The organism is Stenotrophomonas sp. 22692 (assembly GCF_052045015.1).
GTDB lineage: Bacteria > Pseudomonadota > Gammaproteobacteria > Xanthomonadales > Xanthomonadaceae > Stenotrophomonas > Stenotrophomonas geniculata.
This window is the reverse complement of sequence record NZ_JBQEMR010000033.1, coordinates 13,143-28,446: the sequence shown is the minus strand read 5'-3', so window position 1 is coordinate 28,446 and position 15,304 is coordinate 13,143. Positions and strand designations below refer to the sequence as shown.

The 15,304-nt window shown below is 66.2% G+C and carries 17 protein-coding genes; 12 read left to right on the top strand and 5 right to left on the bottom strand.

Features of this window, described 5'->3' with window-relative positions:
• Positions 1–59: 59 nt before the first annotated feature.
• Complete coding sequence (locus tag ACTJJM_RS17165; protein WP_440865839.1) at positions 60–797, bottom strand: 16S rRNA (uracil(1498)-N(3))-methyltransferase; 738 nt, start codon at positions 795–797, stop codon at positions 60–62.
• Positions 788–2,179 (bottom strand): adenosylmethionine--8-amino-7-oxononanoate transaminase, encoded by a 1,392-nt coding sequence (bioA, locus tag ACTJJM_RS17160; RefSeq protein WP_341927164.1) that lies wholly within the window; start codon positions 2,177–2,179, stop codon positions 788–790. The genes ACTJJM_RS17165 and bioA overlap by 10 nt, the downstream gene beginning before the upstream one ends.
• A 77-nt stretch (positions 2,180–2,256) precedes the next feature.
• On the opposite strand from bioA, the gene nudE reads away from it, so the two are divergent.
• The 9 genes from nudE (at position 2,257) to gcvH (ending at position 8,967) form a co-directional block, all read left to right on the top strand.
• On the top strand, positions 2,257–2,820 hold the full coding sequence (nudE, locus tag ACTJJM_RS17155) for an ADP compounds hydrolase NudE (protein WP_010482713.1): 564 nt from the start codon (positions 2,257–2,259) through the stop codon (positions 2,818–2,820).
• Positions 2,817–3,620 (top strand): 3'(2'),5'-bisphosphate nucleotidase CysQ, encoded by an 804-nt coding sequence (gene cysQ / locus ACTJJM_RS17150; protein WP_010482714.1) that lies wholly within the window; start codon positions 2,817–2,819, stop codon positions 3,618–3,620. Before nudE ends, cysQ begins: the two co-directional genes overlap by 4 nt.
• Positions 3,621–3,633: 13 nt before the next feature.
• Positions 3,634–4,473, top strand: a complete 840-nt coding sequence (mazG, locus tag ACTJJM_RS17145) for a nucleoside triphosphate pyrophosphohydrolase (RefSeq protein ID WP_440865838.1) — start codon at positions 3,634–3,636, stop codon at positions 4,471–4,473.
• Positions 4,470–4,799, top strand: a complete 330-nt coding sequence (locus tag ACTJJM_RS17140) for a YnfA family protein (RefSeq protein WP_010482716.1) — start codon at positions 4,470–4,472, stop codon at positions 4,797–4,799. The genes mazG and ACTJJM_RS17140 overlap by 4 nt, the downstream gene beginning before the upstream one ends.
• 160 nt (positions 4,800–4,959) lie before the next feature.
• Positions 4,960–5,262, top strand: coding sequence for a DUF962 domain-containing protein (locus ACTJJM_RS17135; RefSeq protein WP_010482717.1), 303 nt, complete (start codon positions 4,960–4,962; stop codon positions 5,260–5,262).
• Positions 5,263–5,327: 65 nt separating this feature from the next.
• Positions 5,328–6,287 (top strand): SPFH domain-containing protein, encoded by a 960-nt coding sequence (locus ACTJJM_RS17130; protein ID WP_005410704.1) that lies wholly within the window; start codon positions 5,328–5,330, stop codon positions 6,285–6,287.
• 1 nt (position 6,288) lies between these two features.
• Positions 6,289–6,723 carry an NfeD family protein gene (locus tag ACTJJM_RS17125; RefSeq protein WP_043399171.1) on the top strand — a complete coding sequence of 145 codons (435 nt, stop codon included), beginning with the start codon at positions 6,289–6,291 and terminating at the stop codon, positions 6,721–6,723.
• Between the two features lie 642 nt (positions 6,724–7,365).
• The gene (gene gcvT / locus ACTJJM_RS17120) at positions 7,366–8,478 is read left to right on the top strand and encodes a glycine cleavage system aminomethyltransferase GcvT (RefSeq protein WP_010482722.1); all 1,113 of its coding nucleotides are present in this window, start codon (positions 7,366–7,368) and stop codon (positions 8,476–8,478) included.
• A 93-nt stretch (positions 8,479–8,571) separates the two neighbouring features.
• Positions 8,572–8,967 (top strand): glycine cleavage system protein GcvH, encoded by a 396-nt coding sequence (gene gcvH / locus ACTJJM_RS17115; RefSeq protein ID WP_010482723.1) that lies wholly within the window; start codon positions 8,572–8,574, stop codon positions 8,965–8,967.
• 292 nt (positions 8,968–9,259) lie between these two features.
• Here gcvH and ACTJJM_RS17110 read toward each other — a convergent pair whose 3' ends face one another.
• The gene (locus tag ACTJJM_RS17110) at positions 9,260–9,631 is read right to left on the bottom strand and encodes a hypothetical protein (RefSeq protein WP_160317669.1); all 372 of its coding nucleotides are present in this window, start codon (positions 9,629–9,631) and stop codon (positions 9,260–9,262) included.
• A 111-nt stretch (positions 9,632–9,742) separates the two neighbouring features.
• Here ACTJJM_RS17110 and ACTJJM_RS17105 point away from each other — a divergent pair, with 111 nt between their 5' ends.
• On the top strand, positions 9,743–10,261 hold the full coding sequence (locus ACTJJM_RS17105) for a hypothetical protein (protein WP_019338693.1): 519 nt from the start codon (positions 9,743–9,745) through the stop codon (positions 10,259–10,261).
• Between the two features lie 120 nt (positions 10,262–10,381).
• On the opposite strand, the gene ACTJJM_RS17100 is transcribed toward ACTJJM_RS17105, so the two are convergent.
• Positions 10,382–11,275 carry a LysR family transcriptional regulator gene (locus ACTJJM_RS17100; RefSeq protein ID WP_019338692.1) on the bottom strand — a complete coding sequence of 298 codons (894 nt, stop codon included), beginning with the start codon at positions 11,273–11,275 and terminating at the stop codon, positions 10,382–10,384.
• A 114-nt stretch (positions 11,276–11,389) separates the two neighbouring features.
• Between ACTJJM_RS17100 and ACTJJM_RS17095 the strand changes: the two genes are divergently transcribed.
• Positions 11,390–12,148, top strand: a complete 759-nt coding sequence (locus tag ACTJJM_RS17095) for an SDR family oxidoreductase (protein WP_099560659.1) — start codon at positions 11,390–11,392, stop codon at positions 12,146–12,148.
• Between the two features lie 141 nt (positions 12,149–12,289).
• Here ACTJJM_RS17095 and ACTJJM_RS17090 read toward each other — a convergent pair whose 3' ends face one another.
• Positions 12,290–13,687 (bottom strand): serine hydrolase domain-containing protein, encoded by a 1,398-nt coding sequence (locus tag ACTJJM_RS17090; protein ID WP_440865837.1) that lies wholly within the window; start codon positions 13,685–13,687, stop codon positions 12,290–12,292.
• 286 nt (positions 13,688–13,973) lie between these two features.
• On the opposite strand from ACTJJM_RS17090, the gene ACTJJM_RS17085 reads away from it, so the two are divergent.
• A complete protein-coding gene (locus ACTJJM_RS17085; RefSeq protein WP_053443390.1) occupies positions 13,974–15,302 on the top strand; it encodes an NTP/NDP exchange transporter in 1,329 nt (442 codons plus the stop codon).
• The last annotated feature ends 2 nt before the right edge of the window (positions 15,303–15,304 follow it).

The following is a 15,304-nucleotide window of genomic DNA, read 5'->3' as shown; positions in this document are numbered from 1 at the left end:
GATTCCCGGGGTAGCGCCGGGCCATGCCCGGCGAGCGCCGCGGTCACCGGACCTGCTCCTTATCCCAGATCGCCCAACCGCGCTTGCAGTGCCGCGATCGCGGCCAGGCCGGCGGTTTCCGTGCGCAGGATGCGCGGGCCCAGCTGCAGCCCCTGGAAGCCTGCCGCCGCCAGTTGATCGCGGTCGCGCGGCGACCAGCCGCCTTCCGGGCCGATCGCGATCACGATGCCGCCTGCCGGAGCGGCCGCCAGCGTCGACAGCCGATGCGCGCCGTGCGGGTCCAGCGTCAACCGCAGCGTATCCACCGGTAGTGCTGCCGTCGCCTGCGCCAGCGACAGTGGCGAGCCCACCTGCGGAATGCGCGCGCGCCCGGACTGGCCACAGGCAGAGGTCACCACATTGTTCCAGTGCGCCACGCGCTTCTCCGCTCGAGCTGCATCAAGCTTCACCTCAGTGCGCTCGGCGTTGACCGGAATGATCGCCGCCACGCCCAGTTCGGTGGCCTTCTGCAGGATCAGGTCCATCTTCTCGCCGCGCGCGATGCCCTGCAGCAGGGTGATCGCCAGTGGCGATTCATTCTTGATGGCCTGCACGGCGTCGATGCGTACCTGCACCTCGCGTTTGCCGGCCACCGTCAGCGTCGCGCTGTAGTCGTGGCCATCGCCGTTGAACAGGACGCAGGTATCGCCTTCGCGCAGGCGCATCACCCGCACCAGGTGGTTGGCCGTCTCTTCCGGCAGGGTCACGGTCTGGCCGCTGTGCAGCGCCAGGTCGATGGGGCAGCGGGTCACGCGCATGCAATCGCCTCGTCAATCGCTGCCAGTGTGGTATGTGCCAGCAGCTCCAGTTGTTCGTCGTCCACGCAGTAGGGTGGCATCCAGTACAGCACGTCGCCCAGCGGGCGCAGCACCACGCCGCGCTTCAAGGCGGCCTTGTAGGCGTGCAGGCCCAGCCGCATGGCCGGGTCGAACGGCGTGCGCTTGTTACCGTCGCGCGACAGCTCGAAGGCCACCACCATGCCGGCCTGGCGCACGTCGGCCACGTGCGGATGGTCGTTGAACGGTGCCGCCAGCGTACCCATCACGGAAGCGATGCTGCGGTTGCGGGCGATCACATCGTCGTCGCGGAAGATGTCCAGCGTCGCCAGCGCGGCCGCGCAGGCCAGCGGGTTGCCGGTGTAGCTGTGCGAGTGCAGGAACGCGCGCTCGCGCGAGTCGTCAAGGAAGGCGTCGTACAGCGCCTGCGTGGCCAGCACCGCGGCCAGCGGCAGGAAGCCGCCGGTCAGGCCCTTGGACAGGCACATCAGGTCCGGCATCACCCCGGCCTGCTCGCAGGCGAACAGGGTGCCGGTGCGGCCGAAGCCGGTGGCGATCTCGTCGGCGATCATGAACGCGCCATGGGCATCGCACAGTTCGCGCACGCGCTGCAGATAGACCGGGTCATGCATGCGCATGCCGCCGGCACACTGCAGGCGCGGTTCCAGGATCACCGCGCAGATCTCGCCCTGATGCTGGTCGAACAGGGTGGCCAGGCCGTCGGCAGCCTGCCGCGCGCGGTCGGCCGCGCTCTGGCCGGGTTCGGCCAGGTAGGCATCGGGCGACGGCGCGAACAGCGCTTCGGCCAGCAGCGGCGCATAGACGCGGCGATACAGCGGGATGTCACCCAGCGCCAGCGCGCCCAGGGTCTCGCCGTGGTAGCCGTTCTCCAGTGCGATGAAACGCGTACGCCGCGATTCCCCACGGTTCTGGAAATACTGGAAGGCCATCTTCAGGGCCACTTCCACGCCGGCCGAGCCGTTGTCGGCGTAGAACACCTTGGCCAACGGCTCGCGGCCGGGCTGGCGTGGCGCCAGCGCCAGCAGGCGTTCGGCCAGGGTAATGGCCGGCTCATGGCCGAAGCCGGCCAGCATCACCTGTTCCAGCTGCGTCGCCTGGGCGGCGATGGCGCCACCGATGCGCGGTTCGGCATGGCCGAACAGGTTGGTCCACCAGCTGCTGACCGCATCCAGATAGCGGTTGCCATCGTGGTCGATCAGCCAGGCACCTTCGCCACGGGCGATCGGCACCAGCGGCAGGGTGTCCGGATGCTCGCGCATCTGCGTGCAGGGATGCCACAGCACCTGCAGGTCGCGCTGCCGCCAATGGTGGGCCAGCGGGGAGGGGGTTGGGTCTGCTAGCATTTCGGGCTCATGAACATGTTGCTGCCTGCACATTCTATCGGCCCCGGCGCAGGCGCCGGCCGCCGCGGAGATTCCGCATGAACGATGACCGTGCCGGCCGTCGCTTGCCGATCATCCATCGGATCACCGATGAGGAGAACGGTCCCTTCCAGCGCCAGCACCTGGACCTGGAGTTCTCCAACGGCGAACGCCGCCGCTTCGAGCGCCTGGTCAGCCGTGGCCATGGTGCGGTGGTGGTGGTGCCGATGCTCGACGACGAGACCGTGCTGCTGGTACGTGAATACGCCGCAGGGATGCACCGCTACGAACTGGGCCTGGTCAAGGGCCGGATCGATGCCGGCGAGACTCCCGAGCAGGCTGCGGACCGCGAACTGAAGGAAGAGGCCGGTTACGGTGCGCGCCGGGTCGACGTGCTGCGCGCAATGACCCTTGCCCCGACCTATATGAGCCACCAGTCGTGGTTGGTGGTGGCGCGCGACCTGTACCCGGAAAAGCTGGCCGGCGACGAGCCGGAAGAACTGGAAGTTGTCCCGTGGAAGCTGGCCGAGCTGGACCAGCTGATGCTGCGTGAGGACTTCTCCGAGGGACGCTCGCTGGCGGCGCTGTTCATCGCCCGCCAGTGGCTGCAGGGATTGCGATGATCAAACTGACCACGGACCTGCGCGAGACCGCCATCGCCATCGCCCAGGAAGCCGGACAGGCCATCATGCAGGTCTATGCCGATGGCTTCGAGGTGCAGATCAAGGACGACAACAGCCCGGTCACCAGTGCCGACCTGGCGGCCAACCAGGTCATTGAACAGGGCCTGCAGCAGCTGACCCCGGACCTGCCGATCCTGTCCGAGGAATCGGCGCAGGTGGGCTGGGAGCAGCGCCGCCACTGGGGGGCCTACTGGCTGGTCGACCCGCTCGACGGCACCCGCGAGTTCGTCAAGCGCAACGGCGAGTTCAGCGTCAACATCGCGTTGATCTACCAGGGCGCACCGGCTTTCGGCGTGGTGCTGGCCCCGGTCACCGGCATCGTCTGGCATGCCATGCGCGGCGAGTTGGCCTATCGCCGGCAGGGCCTGCACGACACCGTGCTGCGCACCCGTACACCGGCCACCGCACCGTTGCGGGTTGCCGCCAGCCGTTCGCACCGCTCACCGGAGACCGAGGCGCTGCTGGCGAGGATGGGCCGCATCGAGACCATCGCGCAGGGCTCGTCGCTGAAATTCTGCCGGATCGCCGAAGGTGGCCTGGATGTCTATCCGCGGCTGGGTCCGACCTCCGAATGGGATACCGCTGCCGGCCAGTGCGTGCTGCACGCCGCCGGTGGTGCGGTACTGTCGGCCGCGACCGGCAAGCCGTTCCGCTACAACCGCCGCGAGACCCTGTTGAACGGCGATTTCATTGCCCTTGGTGATACCAGCCTGCCATGGCGTGACTGGTTGTCCGATTGACCCTGGAGGCCGCATGATCGCGCACGACACCCCCACCACCGGCAGCGCCGCAAGCAACGAACTGGAGCGCCTGCTCGCGATCATGGCGCGCCTGCGCGACCCGCAGGGCGGCTGCCCGTGGGACCTGGAGCAGAACTTCGCGACCATCGCGCCGTACACCATCGAGGAAGCCTACGAGGTGGCCGATGCGATCGACCGCGGCGACCTCGACGACCTGTGCGACGAGCTGGGCGACCTGTTGCTGCAGGTGGTGTTCCATGCGCGCATGGCCGAAGAGCAGGGCAGCTTCGCCTTCGCAGACGTGGCCCGCGCGATCAGCGACAAGATGCAGCGCCGCCACCCGCACGTGTTCGCCGAGGTCAGCGTCGATGATGCCGATGGGGTGATGCGCAACTGGGAGGCGATCAAGCGGGCCGAGCGCGCCGCCAAGGGCGAACAGGACACCTCCGCGCTGGCCGGCATCTCGCGCGGCCTGCCGGAATGGCAGCGGGCAGTGAAGCTGCAGTCGCGCGCGGCCAAGGTCGGCTTCGACTGGCCGGGCCCGTTGCCGGTGCTGGACAAGGCGGCCGAGGAACTGCAGGAGCTGCGCGAGGAGTTCGAGCGCGGCGATATCGCCGGCAACAAGGCGCGCTTGCAGGAAGAACTGGGCGACCTGCTGTTCGTCTGCGCCAACCTGGCGCGCCACGCCGATATCGATCTGGGTGCGGCGCTGCGCGGGGCCAACCACAAGTTCGAACGTCGCTTCCGTGCGATGGAAGCGCAGGCCGATGCGCAGGGTGGGGCGCTGGCTGCGATGGACCTGGAGGCGCAGGAAGCCCTCTGGCAGCACGCCAAGGCGGCGGAGAAAGCGTGAAGACGCTCGGCCTGTTCCTGCTGACCGCGCTGGCCGAGATCGTGGGCTGCTATCTGCCCTGGTTGTGGCTGCGCAAGGGCGGCAGCATCTGGCTGCTGCTGCCGGCGGCCGCCAGCCTGGCCCTGTTCGCCTGGCTGTTGACCCTGCATCCGACCGCCAGTGGTCGGGTCTATGCCGCCTACGGTGGCGTCTACATCGGCACCGCGCTGTTCTGGCTGTGGCTGGTCGATGGCATCCGTCCCAGTCGCTGGGACCTGTTCGGCGCCGCGCTGTGCCTGGCCGGCATGGCGGTGATCATGTTCGGGCCGCGCACCTCATCGGTGTAGGTCCGGGCAAGGCGGTTCTGTAGAGCCGAGCCCACGCTCGGCTGCTCTTCTTTCCGACCGCGCTGGCACGCGCAAGCCGAGCATGGTTCGGTGCTGCAAGGCAGCGCAGCGCCCCCCGAAAGGCGCATGATGGGCCTGACCATGGCCCCGGAGCATGCGCATGTCCCGCTTCGCCAGCTTCCGCGAGTTCTATCCGTTCTACCTCAGCGAGCACCGCCATCCGGTGTCGCGCCGGCTGCACTTCGTCGGCAGCTGCGGGGTGCTGCTGCTGGTTGCGGCGGCGATCCTGCGCGGCCAACCCATCCTTGTGCTGGCCGCCCTGTTCTGCGGTTACAGCTTCGCCTGGGTCGGCCATTTCTTTTTCGAGAAGAACCGCCCGGCCACCTTCCAGCACCCGCTGTACTCGTTCATGGGCGACTGGGTGATGTTCGCCGACATCCTGCGCGGGCGCGTGCCCTGGTAGCTCCACTGTGAATGCGGCCTTCACGCGCTATGCTGGGCCTGGACGTCATCGATAAGGAAAGCAAGATGTTCCCGACTATGTTCTTTACCGTGGTACTGGCCTTCGTGGCCGTGGTGATCCTGTTCAAGGCCGTACGGATGGTGCCCCAGGGCTACGAGTGGACTGTCGAGCGCTTCGGGCGCTACACGCACACCATGACCCCCGGCCTGCATTTCCTGATCCCGATCGTGTACGGGGTGGGGCGCAAGGTGAACATGATGGAGCAGGTGCTGGATGTGCCCAGCCAGGAAGTGATCACCAAGGACAACGCCGCCGTGCGCGTGGACGGCGTGGTGTTCTTCCAGGTACTGGATGCTGCCAAGGCCGCCTATGAGGTGGCCAACCTGGAAGTGGCGATGATCGCCCTGGTGCAGACCAACATCCGTACCGTGATCGGTTCGATGGACCTGGACGAATCGCTCAGCCAGCGCGAGGTGATCAATGCCCAGCTGCTGAGCGTGGTCGACCATGCCACCAATCCCTGGGGCGTGAAGGTCAACCGCATCGAGATCCGCGACATCCAGCCGCCGCGGGATCTGCTGGACGCGATGGCGCGGCAGATGAAGGCCGAGCGCGAAAAGCGCGCGCAGATCCTCGAGGCAGAGGGTTCACGCCAGTCGGAGATCCTGCGCGCCGATGGCGAAAAGCAGGCCACCGTGCTGGAGGCCGAAGGCCGTCGCGAAGCTGCGTTCCGTGATGCCGAGGCACGCGAGCGCCTGGCCGAGGCCGAAGCGATGGCGACCAAGGTGGTGTCGGCGGCGATTGCCGAGGGCGACGTGCAGGCGATCAACTACTTTGTCGCGCAGAAGTACGTGGAAGCGTTCAAGGAACTGGCCAGTTCGCCGAACCAGAAGCTGGTGCTGATGCCGATGGAGGCCAGTGGCGTGATCGGTTCGATCGCGGGCGTGGCCGAACTGGCGAAGCAGGCGCTGGCCAGCCAGGACAACAAGGCCGCCGGCAAGCGGCCGCCGCCGCTCGGAGGCTGACATGCGCTGGGAAGTCGTCGGTTGGGGTGCGTTGGCGCTGCTGCTGTTCGCGGCAGAGGCGTTGGCACCTGGCGCGTTCATGCTGTGGATCGGCATCGGCGCAGCGGCGGTGTTCGTATTGGTTGCGGTGTTCAGCGGCATTCCGTTGCTGTGGCAGGTCGTTGCCTTCGTCGTGCTGAGCGTGGTCTCGATCCAGTGCTACCGGCGCTGGGGCAAGGCAAGGGCGCGGCCCAGCGATGCACCGTTGCTCAACCGCCGCGCCGAGCAGCTGGTCGGACGGGTGGTGCCATTGCAGCAGGGCATCATCGGCGGGCAGGGCCGGGTCAGTATCGATGATGCGTACTGGCAGGTCAGTGGGCCGGAACTGCAGGCCGGCAGCCTGGTGCGGGTGGTGGCGGTGCAGGGCAGCACGCTTGTGGTCGAAGCGGTGGCCTAGGGTTTCCATCCAACGACGCAGCCCCTCGTGGGTGGTCGCGGAACGCGGTTCATGTGTTTGGGTCGGGCGGGTTAGGTTCGCGGTACACGTCGTAAACCCATCCCTGGGGCTCGATGGCGCCATCCATGGCGTCAACGGTCCCGCGAACCCAACCCGACCGACCCCCGACAGTTTCCGTACGCGTACAGCCCACGGACGAGAAATCAAAAGCGAGAAGCAAAAGCCGGTCGCTGCGCTCTCTGAACTCGGGGTCGGATCCCGTTCCGCAGGAAAGGGCTCCGACACCTCTCTATATTTGTATCGACACCCAAATCTGCTCTTGCTCCTGCATTTGACTTCCGTTCCGTCAGTGGGAACGTTGAAAGGCTGGAGCGATATAGGCGAGCGGGACCGTTCGCGCCATGGATGGCGCGAACGAGCCCCCAGGGATGGGTTCACGGCGTGTCCCGATCACCCATACCGCTCCGGCCAAGCCGTCGACTTCGCCGAGCCGATACGCTCTGGCTGTTGCCGTTGCTTGGCTTGTAGAAAGCGGCGCCGGCCGCAGGCCGGCCAAACATCCCCGCTGCGCTGCGGCGCGACCTGCGGGCGACCGATCTGGGATAATGGGGATTCTTGTTTCCTCTGCTGCCGGACCCGGTCATGACCCAGAAGACGCTGCTCAACGATACCCACCGCGCCCTTGGCGCCAAGATGGTCGATTTCGGGGGTTGGGACATGCCCATCCACTACGGCTCGCAGCTGGACGAGCACCACCAGGTGCGTCGCGAGTCCGGTGTGTTCGACGTCAGCCACATGACGGTGGTCGACCTGCGCGGTGAGCAGGTCAAGCCGTTCCTGCGCCGCCTGCTGGCCAACTCGGTCGACAAGCTGAAGGTGACCGGCAAGGCGCTGTACTCGTGCATGCTGAACCCGCGCGGCGGCGTCATCGACGACCTGATCGTCTACTACTTGGGCGACGATTTCTTCCGCATGGTGGTCAATGCCTCCACCCGCGAGAAGGACCTGGCCTGGCTGCGCGAGCAGGCTGCGCCGTTCGGCGTCACCGTCGAGCAGCGCCCGGACCTGGCCATCCTGGCCGTGCAGGGACCGCAGGCGCGCGACATCGTGATCGGCCTGGCGCGTGATGCGGACCGTCAGGCGCTGACCAAGCTGGGCCGTTTCGCCGCCCTGCAGGTGCAGTCCGATGACGGCGTCGAACTGTTCGTCGCCCGTACCGGTTACACCGGCGAAGACGGTTTCGAGATCCTGCTGCCGCAGGACGCCGTGGTCGCGTTCTGGAACCGCCTGCTGGCGGCGGGCGTGAAGCCGGCCGGCCTCGGCGCACGCGACACGCTGCGCCTGGAAGCCGGCATGAACCTGTACGGCCAGGACATGGACGAAGAGATCAGCCCGTACGAAGCGGCGCTGGCCTGGACCGTGTCGCTGGACGAAGGCCGCGACTTCATCGGCCGCGACGTGCTGGAAGCGCAGAAGGCCGCCGGCACCGCACGCCAGATGATCGGCCTGGTGATGGACGAGAAGGGCGTGCTGCGCCACGGCCAGGCGGTGACCACCGCGGGCGGCCAGGGCGAGATCCTGTCCGGCACCTTCTCGCCGACCCTGGCCAAGGGCATCGCCTTCGCCCGCGTACCGGCCGGTGAACTCGGCGAGGTCACCGTCGACATCCGCGGCCGGCAGGTACCGGTACGCGTGGTCAAGTTCCCGTTCGTGCGCGAAGGCCAGGCCCAGCCCGGCGTGCTCGCCGACGCCTGATCCGAAACTGCCGATCGTCACTGACAGCAGTGGCGGCCGGTTGGTTACACTAGCCCCGTTTTTTCCACCCCTGCATATCTCTGGAGCAGTCCCATGAGCGAGATCCCCGGCGACCTCAAGTTCCTCAAGTCCCATGAGTGGGCCCGTGTCGAAGGCAATGGCCGTGTCACCGTCGGTATTTCCGACCACGCCCAGGGCCTGCTGGGTGACCTGGTCTACGTCGAACTGCCGGAAGTCGGTGCCGACGCAAAGGCTGGCGAGCAGATCGCCGTTGTCGAGTCGGTGAAGGCCGCCTCGGACGTCTACAGCCCGATCAGCGGCAAGGTCGTCGAGGTCAACTCGGCGCTGTCCGACAAGCCGGAAACCATCAATGAAGATGCCTACGGCGAAGGCTGGATGTTCGTGGTCGAACTGACCAACGCCGAAGAGCTCAACGAACTGCTGGATCCGGACGCGTATGCCGAAGCCCTGGAAAACGACGACCACTGAGTCGTCACTTCCGGGTTCTGGAACGGCCACCTTCGGGTGGCCGTTTTTGTTTTGGCGAGTGCGTCGGACTCATGACGGCGGGTTCGCTCTGCACCCTCGGCGTGGCATCAGCCGACAGACGAACGGTGCCGATCGGCGTGCGCAGTTTTGCGCAAATCCGCGTTTCCGCCCTGCGCCGAAGCGATCAGATGTGAAAACTTTTCGCCCCCCGTTGCGGCCCCGTTGTGCTGGCGTTGGCGACGGTGCCGGTGACCATCGGCGATGCACGTGCGCTGTTGTCCAGAACATGTGCCTATCTGCGCAGAGTGCTTATTTCAAGTGTTTTTTGTTCAGAGAGCGCATCGACGTCGTCGCATGCAACGCGCGTGCGCGCCGCTTCAATGGTCGTTGCAGGGCGCGCACGGCGGTGGCGCGGGCGGCGTCCGGGCTGGCGCGGATGTGAAAATTTTTCGCGGGGGTTGTTGACAGTAAAAAAAACCGTGATTAGGTTTCGCCTCAGCAGACCTTGCCTGCCCAACCGAGTGCGCAGAATCAATCGTCCGATGCGAAGCAGCCCCTTCAAGACCACCGCGACCCTGATGACGGTGGACATGGCCCCGCTTCCCCCGGAGAAATGCAAGGCAACTCCCGTTCCGATGTCCGCTCCGCCGATCGAGGCGGGCATTGCCGCATCCGTAACGGCGCGCCTGACGCGCCGGCGGTCCCCGCACGCAGCATCCGCGGGTTTGATCCAACTGGGCGTTTCAACTCCCTATCACTGACGAGGAGCCATCCCATGGCAACCAAGAAAGCTGCGAAGAAGAAGCCCGCCGCCAAGAAAGCGGTGAAGAAGGTCGCGAAGAAGGCTGCTGCCAAGAAGGCAGTGAAGAAGGTCGCGAAGAAGGCGACCGCCAAGAAGGCAGTGAAGAAGGCTGCGAAGAAGGTCGCCAAGAAGGCCACTGCGAAGAAGGCAGTGAAGAAGGCGGCGAAGAAGGTAGCCAAGAAGTCCACTGCCAAGAAGGCCGTCAAGAAGACCGCCAAGAAGGCCGTCAAGAAGGTAGCCAAGAAGGCCACCAAGAAGACTGCCAAGAAGGCAACGGCCCGCAAGCCGGCCAAGAAGGTCGCGAAGAAGGCGACTGCCAAGAAGGCCGTCAAGAAGACCGCCAAGAAGGCAGTAAAGAAGACCGCGAAGAAGGCCACCAAGAAGGCTGCCCCGAAGAAGGCAGCGAAGAAGGTTGCCAAGCGCAAGCCGGCCGCCCGCAAGAAGAAGGCCGCTCCGGTCGCTCTGCCGGCAACCCCGGCGCCGCTGATCTAAGTACTTCCCGATAGCCGCATCCTGAAACCCCCTTCCCTGGCTGCCCAGCGGGGAGGGGGTTTTTTTATGGAGCGGTTTGTAGCGTCGGGCCATGCCCGACGGCTTTTCTGACGGTCGACGCTAGCGGTGCGGCGCCGGTGGAAAGCGCTCCACCAGGAAGTCCAGGAAGCTGCGCAGGCGGGTCGAGTGGTAGCGATCGTGGGCGTAGACCACGTGCATCGGCCGACCGGTCTGGCCATGCTCCGGGAACAGCTGCACCAGACGTCCGGCGTCGACGTCGGCAGCCAGCAGCAGTGCCGACTGCAGCACGATGCCCAGCCCATGCAGCGCCGCCGTGCGCAGTGCTTCGCCGTTGTTGATCTGCAGCCGGCCGTCGGGCACACGCTCAAGCCCGCCAGCATCGACCTGCAGCCACTGCGCCAGTGCGCTGGGTTCGAAGGACAGGCATTGGTGCCGGGCAAGCGCCTGCAGGTCGGAGGGCGTACCGTGCCGGGCGAGGTATCCGGGCGATGCGCACATCATCAAGCGATACGGTGCCAGCGCACGCGCCACCAGCATGCTGCTGTCGGCCAGCGTGCCGATGCGCAGCGCCGCTTCGAAACCCTCCTCGGCGAGGTCGACCACGCGGTCGGTCAGCGTGGCTTCGACCCGGACCTCCGGATGGCGCGCCATGTACTCGGCCAGTGCCGGTACCAGCGCATGCGTGCCGAAGATCACCGGCGCACTGATGCGCAGCGTACCCGCCGGTGCCAGCTGCTGGTGCTGCGCCTGCGCATCGGTTTCTTCCACCAGGCGCAGGATCTCCCGGCAGCGGGTGTAGTAGTCCTCGCCGAAGGGCGTCATATGCTGGCGCCGGGTGGTACGGCTCAACAACTGCATGCCCAACCGTGCCTCCAATGCGCGCAGATGCTTGCCGACCATCGTCGCGGAGATATCCATCGCCGCCGCCGCTGCACTGAGGCTGCCCTTGTCCACGATCAGCACGTAGACCTGCATGCTTTCCAGCAGGTTCATCTGACACTCCGGGTGTTGAATGCTGAAACCTGCGCGGAGTTTATCAATCAGGGGTGATCAAACAGCATGTCGTGCAAGGGCTGGATTGGCCGGCCACGTGGACAGGAGAACACCATGGACTTGAATCTTGCAGGCCGTACCGCATTGGTCACGGGGGCGGGCAGTGGCATCGGTGCCGCCGTCGCCAGGCATCTGGCGGCCCAGGGCGTGCGCGTCGCCATCACGTCGCGGCAGCGCGCGCCCCTGCAGGCGCTGGCGGCGCGGATCGAAGCCGAAGGCGGCGCGGCACCGGTCATCGTGGTCGGCGATGTCACCGTCGCCGACGACGTCCGGTCCATCGCGGAGGCATCCCGGGAGGCATTGCAGCGCGTGGACATCCTGGTCAATGCCGCAGGGGGCTCCCGGCCGACCACGGTGGATGCCGATGACGAGGTCTGGGAGGAAGCGATCGCCCTGAACTTCTCCGCCGCACGACGGCTGACCCAGACGCTGTTGCCCGGCATGCAGGCGCAGGCATGGGGGCGGGTGATCAATTTCAGCGGTTCGATGGAGCCACGTTCGGTGAATGCCGCCACCGCGGCGAAGGCGGCGCTGCATCTGTGGAGCAAGGGGTTGTCGTCGGAGGTGGCCGGGCAGGGGATTACGGTGAATGCGATTGCACCGGGGCGCATCAACAGCCCGCAGATTCTTGATCGCCTGCATCCCACCGAGGAAAGCCGGCGCGAGTTCATTGCACGCAACATTCCGATCGGGCGCTTCGGCGAGCCGGACGAAGTGGCGCCGCTGGTGGCCTTCCTGGCTTCGCCGCTGGCCGGCTACATCACCGGTGCGGTGATTCCGGTGGATGGCGGCATGCACTACTTCGCGCATTAGCGCTGCGGAGCTGTAGAGCCGAGCCCATGCTCGGCTGCCTCGCGCCAGAATTCCGCTCAGCCGATCACGGCTCGGCGCTACACAACAACAAAAAGGGCAGCCCTCAGGCCGCCCTTCATGTTTACGGTCGAGCCCGCCTGATCAGCGCGGGGACGCCACCGCGCGGTTGCTCGAGGCACCCTTGCCCTTGCGCTTGTCCTGCTGCGCCGGGCTTGCGCCCTCGGCCATCAGGTTGTCGCTGCCGAAGTCGGTGTCCACATCCAGCCAGCGCTGCGCCGGCAGGCCGAGCGCGGAATCGAGCACGGTCGGCAGCAGGCCGCTGGGCAGGCCGCTTTCGCCATTCCAGAGGATGGCGATGCCGAGATCGCGTTCCGGCACCAGCGCGACCAGGCCGCGATAGCCCTGCACGGCGCCGGCATGGAACACCACGTCGTGCCCGGCGTAGTCGAAGGTACGCCAGCCCAGCGCGTAGCCGGCCGAATGCAGGCGCTCGCGTCGCCAGCCCGAACGCATCTCCCCGGGGGTGTTGATCAGGCTGGAGTGCAGGGTGGCCAGCAGCGGTGCCGGCAGCACGTCCGGGCGGTGGCCGGTGTGGGCCAGCAGCCATTGCGCCATGTCGCTGGCGCTGGCGTTGACGCCGGCGGCCGGGGCGACGCGGTAGTAGGTCGGCTTCGGTGTCAGCGACACCCAGCCATTGCGGCTGCGCACGTGCGGACGCGCCCAGCGCGAGCTGGCCTGGATGCCAGCCAGGCCAAGGCTGGCATCGTTCATGCCCAGCGGCTTGAAGATGCGGCGCTCGACCGACTGCTCGTAGAAGCTGCCGGAGGCGGCATAGACGACGTCGCCGATCAGGCTGAAGGCCACGTTCTGGTAGGCGTAGCAGTCGCCCGGCAGGCACTTCAGGCTGGTGTTGGCCAGCTTCTGGGTCAGCGAGTAGTACTCGGCGTTGCCTTCGATGTCGCGGTCGTAGGCGTTGTAGGGCAGGCCGACGCGATGGCTGAGCACGTCGGCCACGGTCAGGCGATCGGTCGCTTCCGGCGAGTTCAGGCGGAAGCCCGGCACATAGTCGGTGACCTTGCTGTCCCAGCGCAGCGTGCCGTCGTTGACCAGCAGGCCGGCCATGGTGCCGGCGAAGGCCTTGGACAGCGAGGCCAGGCGGAACACGGTGTGGGCATCGACCGGCAGCGGGTTGTTGACGTCGGTAACGCCATAGCCGCGCGCGCTGAGGATGCGCCCGCCCTGCACGATGGCCACCGCCATGCCCGGCACGCGCTCGCCATAGGTAAGCTGCTGCGCCATCGATTCGATATTGGCCACGTTGAAGCCGGCCGCCGGCAGCTGCACCTGCGGCACCAGGCCGGTGCGGTAGGCGGCGGGCTGCGTGTGGGCGACGGCGGTGGCGGCGGATTCGATGTTGGCCGGCATCGGCGGCAATGGCGGCGGGGTCTGCGCGGTGGTGGACAAGGCAACGGGCATCAACATGCCCAGCAAACCGGTGGCCGCCGAACGGATCGGACGACGCAGGCTGTTCTTTTTCATCGTGGAGACCCGTGCGCGACTGCTGATTGCGATTCTAGCGCCGCTTTTCCCTTGTGCACAAACAAAGCGAAGATGAATGCGCATCTCGTTGAAAAAGTTGGAATTTTGACGCCCAGAATGCATGTATCGGAACGTGTCGTATGGGTGGGGCCGTGACACTGCGTTGCAGCCTTCTGCGTGGTGGCTGCTGGCGATGTTGCAGTGCATTGGCTAACGTACGCGCTTCACCGCCCCCGGAGCCTGCCATGCCGCTGTCCAACCGCCGTCTTCTGGCGAGGGACGCCGCGTGAGCGCGGTGAAGGGCAAGGGGCCGCTGCGTGGGCTGACGGTGGCACTGCGTGAGTCGCCGGCGCTGTGGTGGTCGTTCCTGTACTTCTTCTGCCTGCTCAGTGGCTACTACGTGCTGCGCCCGGTGCGTGAGGCGATGGCTGCCTCGGCTGACCTGGAGACCGTGTTCCCGCCGATGCTGATCGCCTGGTTTGCCAGCCATGGCATCGCGCTGAAGGACTTCGTCCTGCAGTTCCTGTTCTCCTGCGTGTTCGTGATCATGCTGGTACTGCAGCCGGTGTACGGCTGGCTGGTCAGCCGCTTCCCGCGGCGGGTGTTCCTGCCGGCGGTGTATGGGTTCTTCATCGTCACTCTGCTGGTTTTCTATGCGTTGTTCGATAGCAACGTGCCGGGGCGCGGCATGGCCTTCTTCTTCTGGATCAGCGTTTTCAACCTGTTCGCCGTGGCGGTGTTCTGGAGCTTCATGGCCGACGTCTTTTCAAACGCGCAGGCGCGTGCCTTCTACGGATACATCGGCGCGGCCGGCACCATCGGTGCCTTCCTCGGGCCGTTCATCACCAGTGTGCTGGTGCAGCGGGTGGGTATTGCCAACCTGATGCTGGTATCCACCGGATTCCTGATGGTCTGCCTGTTCTGCATCTGGCGCTTGCGGCACTGGGCGGTGCTGCGCGAGCGTGAGCAGCGGCTGGTGTCGGGAGAAAAACCGATGGGCGGTAGTGTGCTCGACGGCCTCAAGCTGATCGTTCGCGAACCCCTGCTGCGTTGGCTGGCGATCATGGTGCTGTTCGGTGTGGGCATTGGCACCCTTCTGTACAACCAGCAGGCCACTATCGTGCGTGCCTCATTCAATGATGCAGGCGCCGCCACCGCGTTCTTCTCGCGCATCGACCTGGCAGTGAACGCACTGGCGCTGCTGATGCAGCTGGGCCTGACCCGCTGGCTGCTGTCGCGCCACGGCATCGCGCCGGCCCTGTTGATCCCTGGCTTTGCGATCCTGATCGGCTTCTCGGTGCTTGCCGCTTCACCCATGCCGTTGATGGTGGCCGTGGTGCAGGTGATGACCCGCGCCAGCGAGTTCGCATTGGCCAAGCCGGCACGTGAAACCATCTATACCCGCGTGGACCGGCAGTGGCGTTACAAGGCCGGCGCGGCCATCGATACGGTGGTGTACCGCGGCGCGGACCTGAGCTTTGCGTGGGTGCACAAGGGCTTGTCGCTGTTTGGTTCACATGTGGTGTTCATCGGTGGCGTGGTGGTTGCTGCGTGCATGACCGCTGCCGCGTTTGGTGTACTGCGCGAAGAAAAAAAGCTGCCGCGCGACCGCTGATC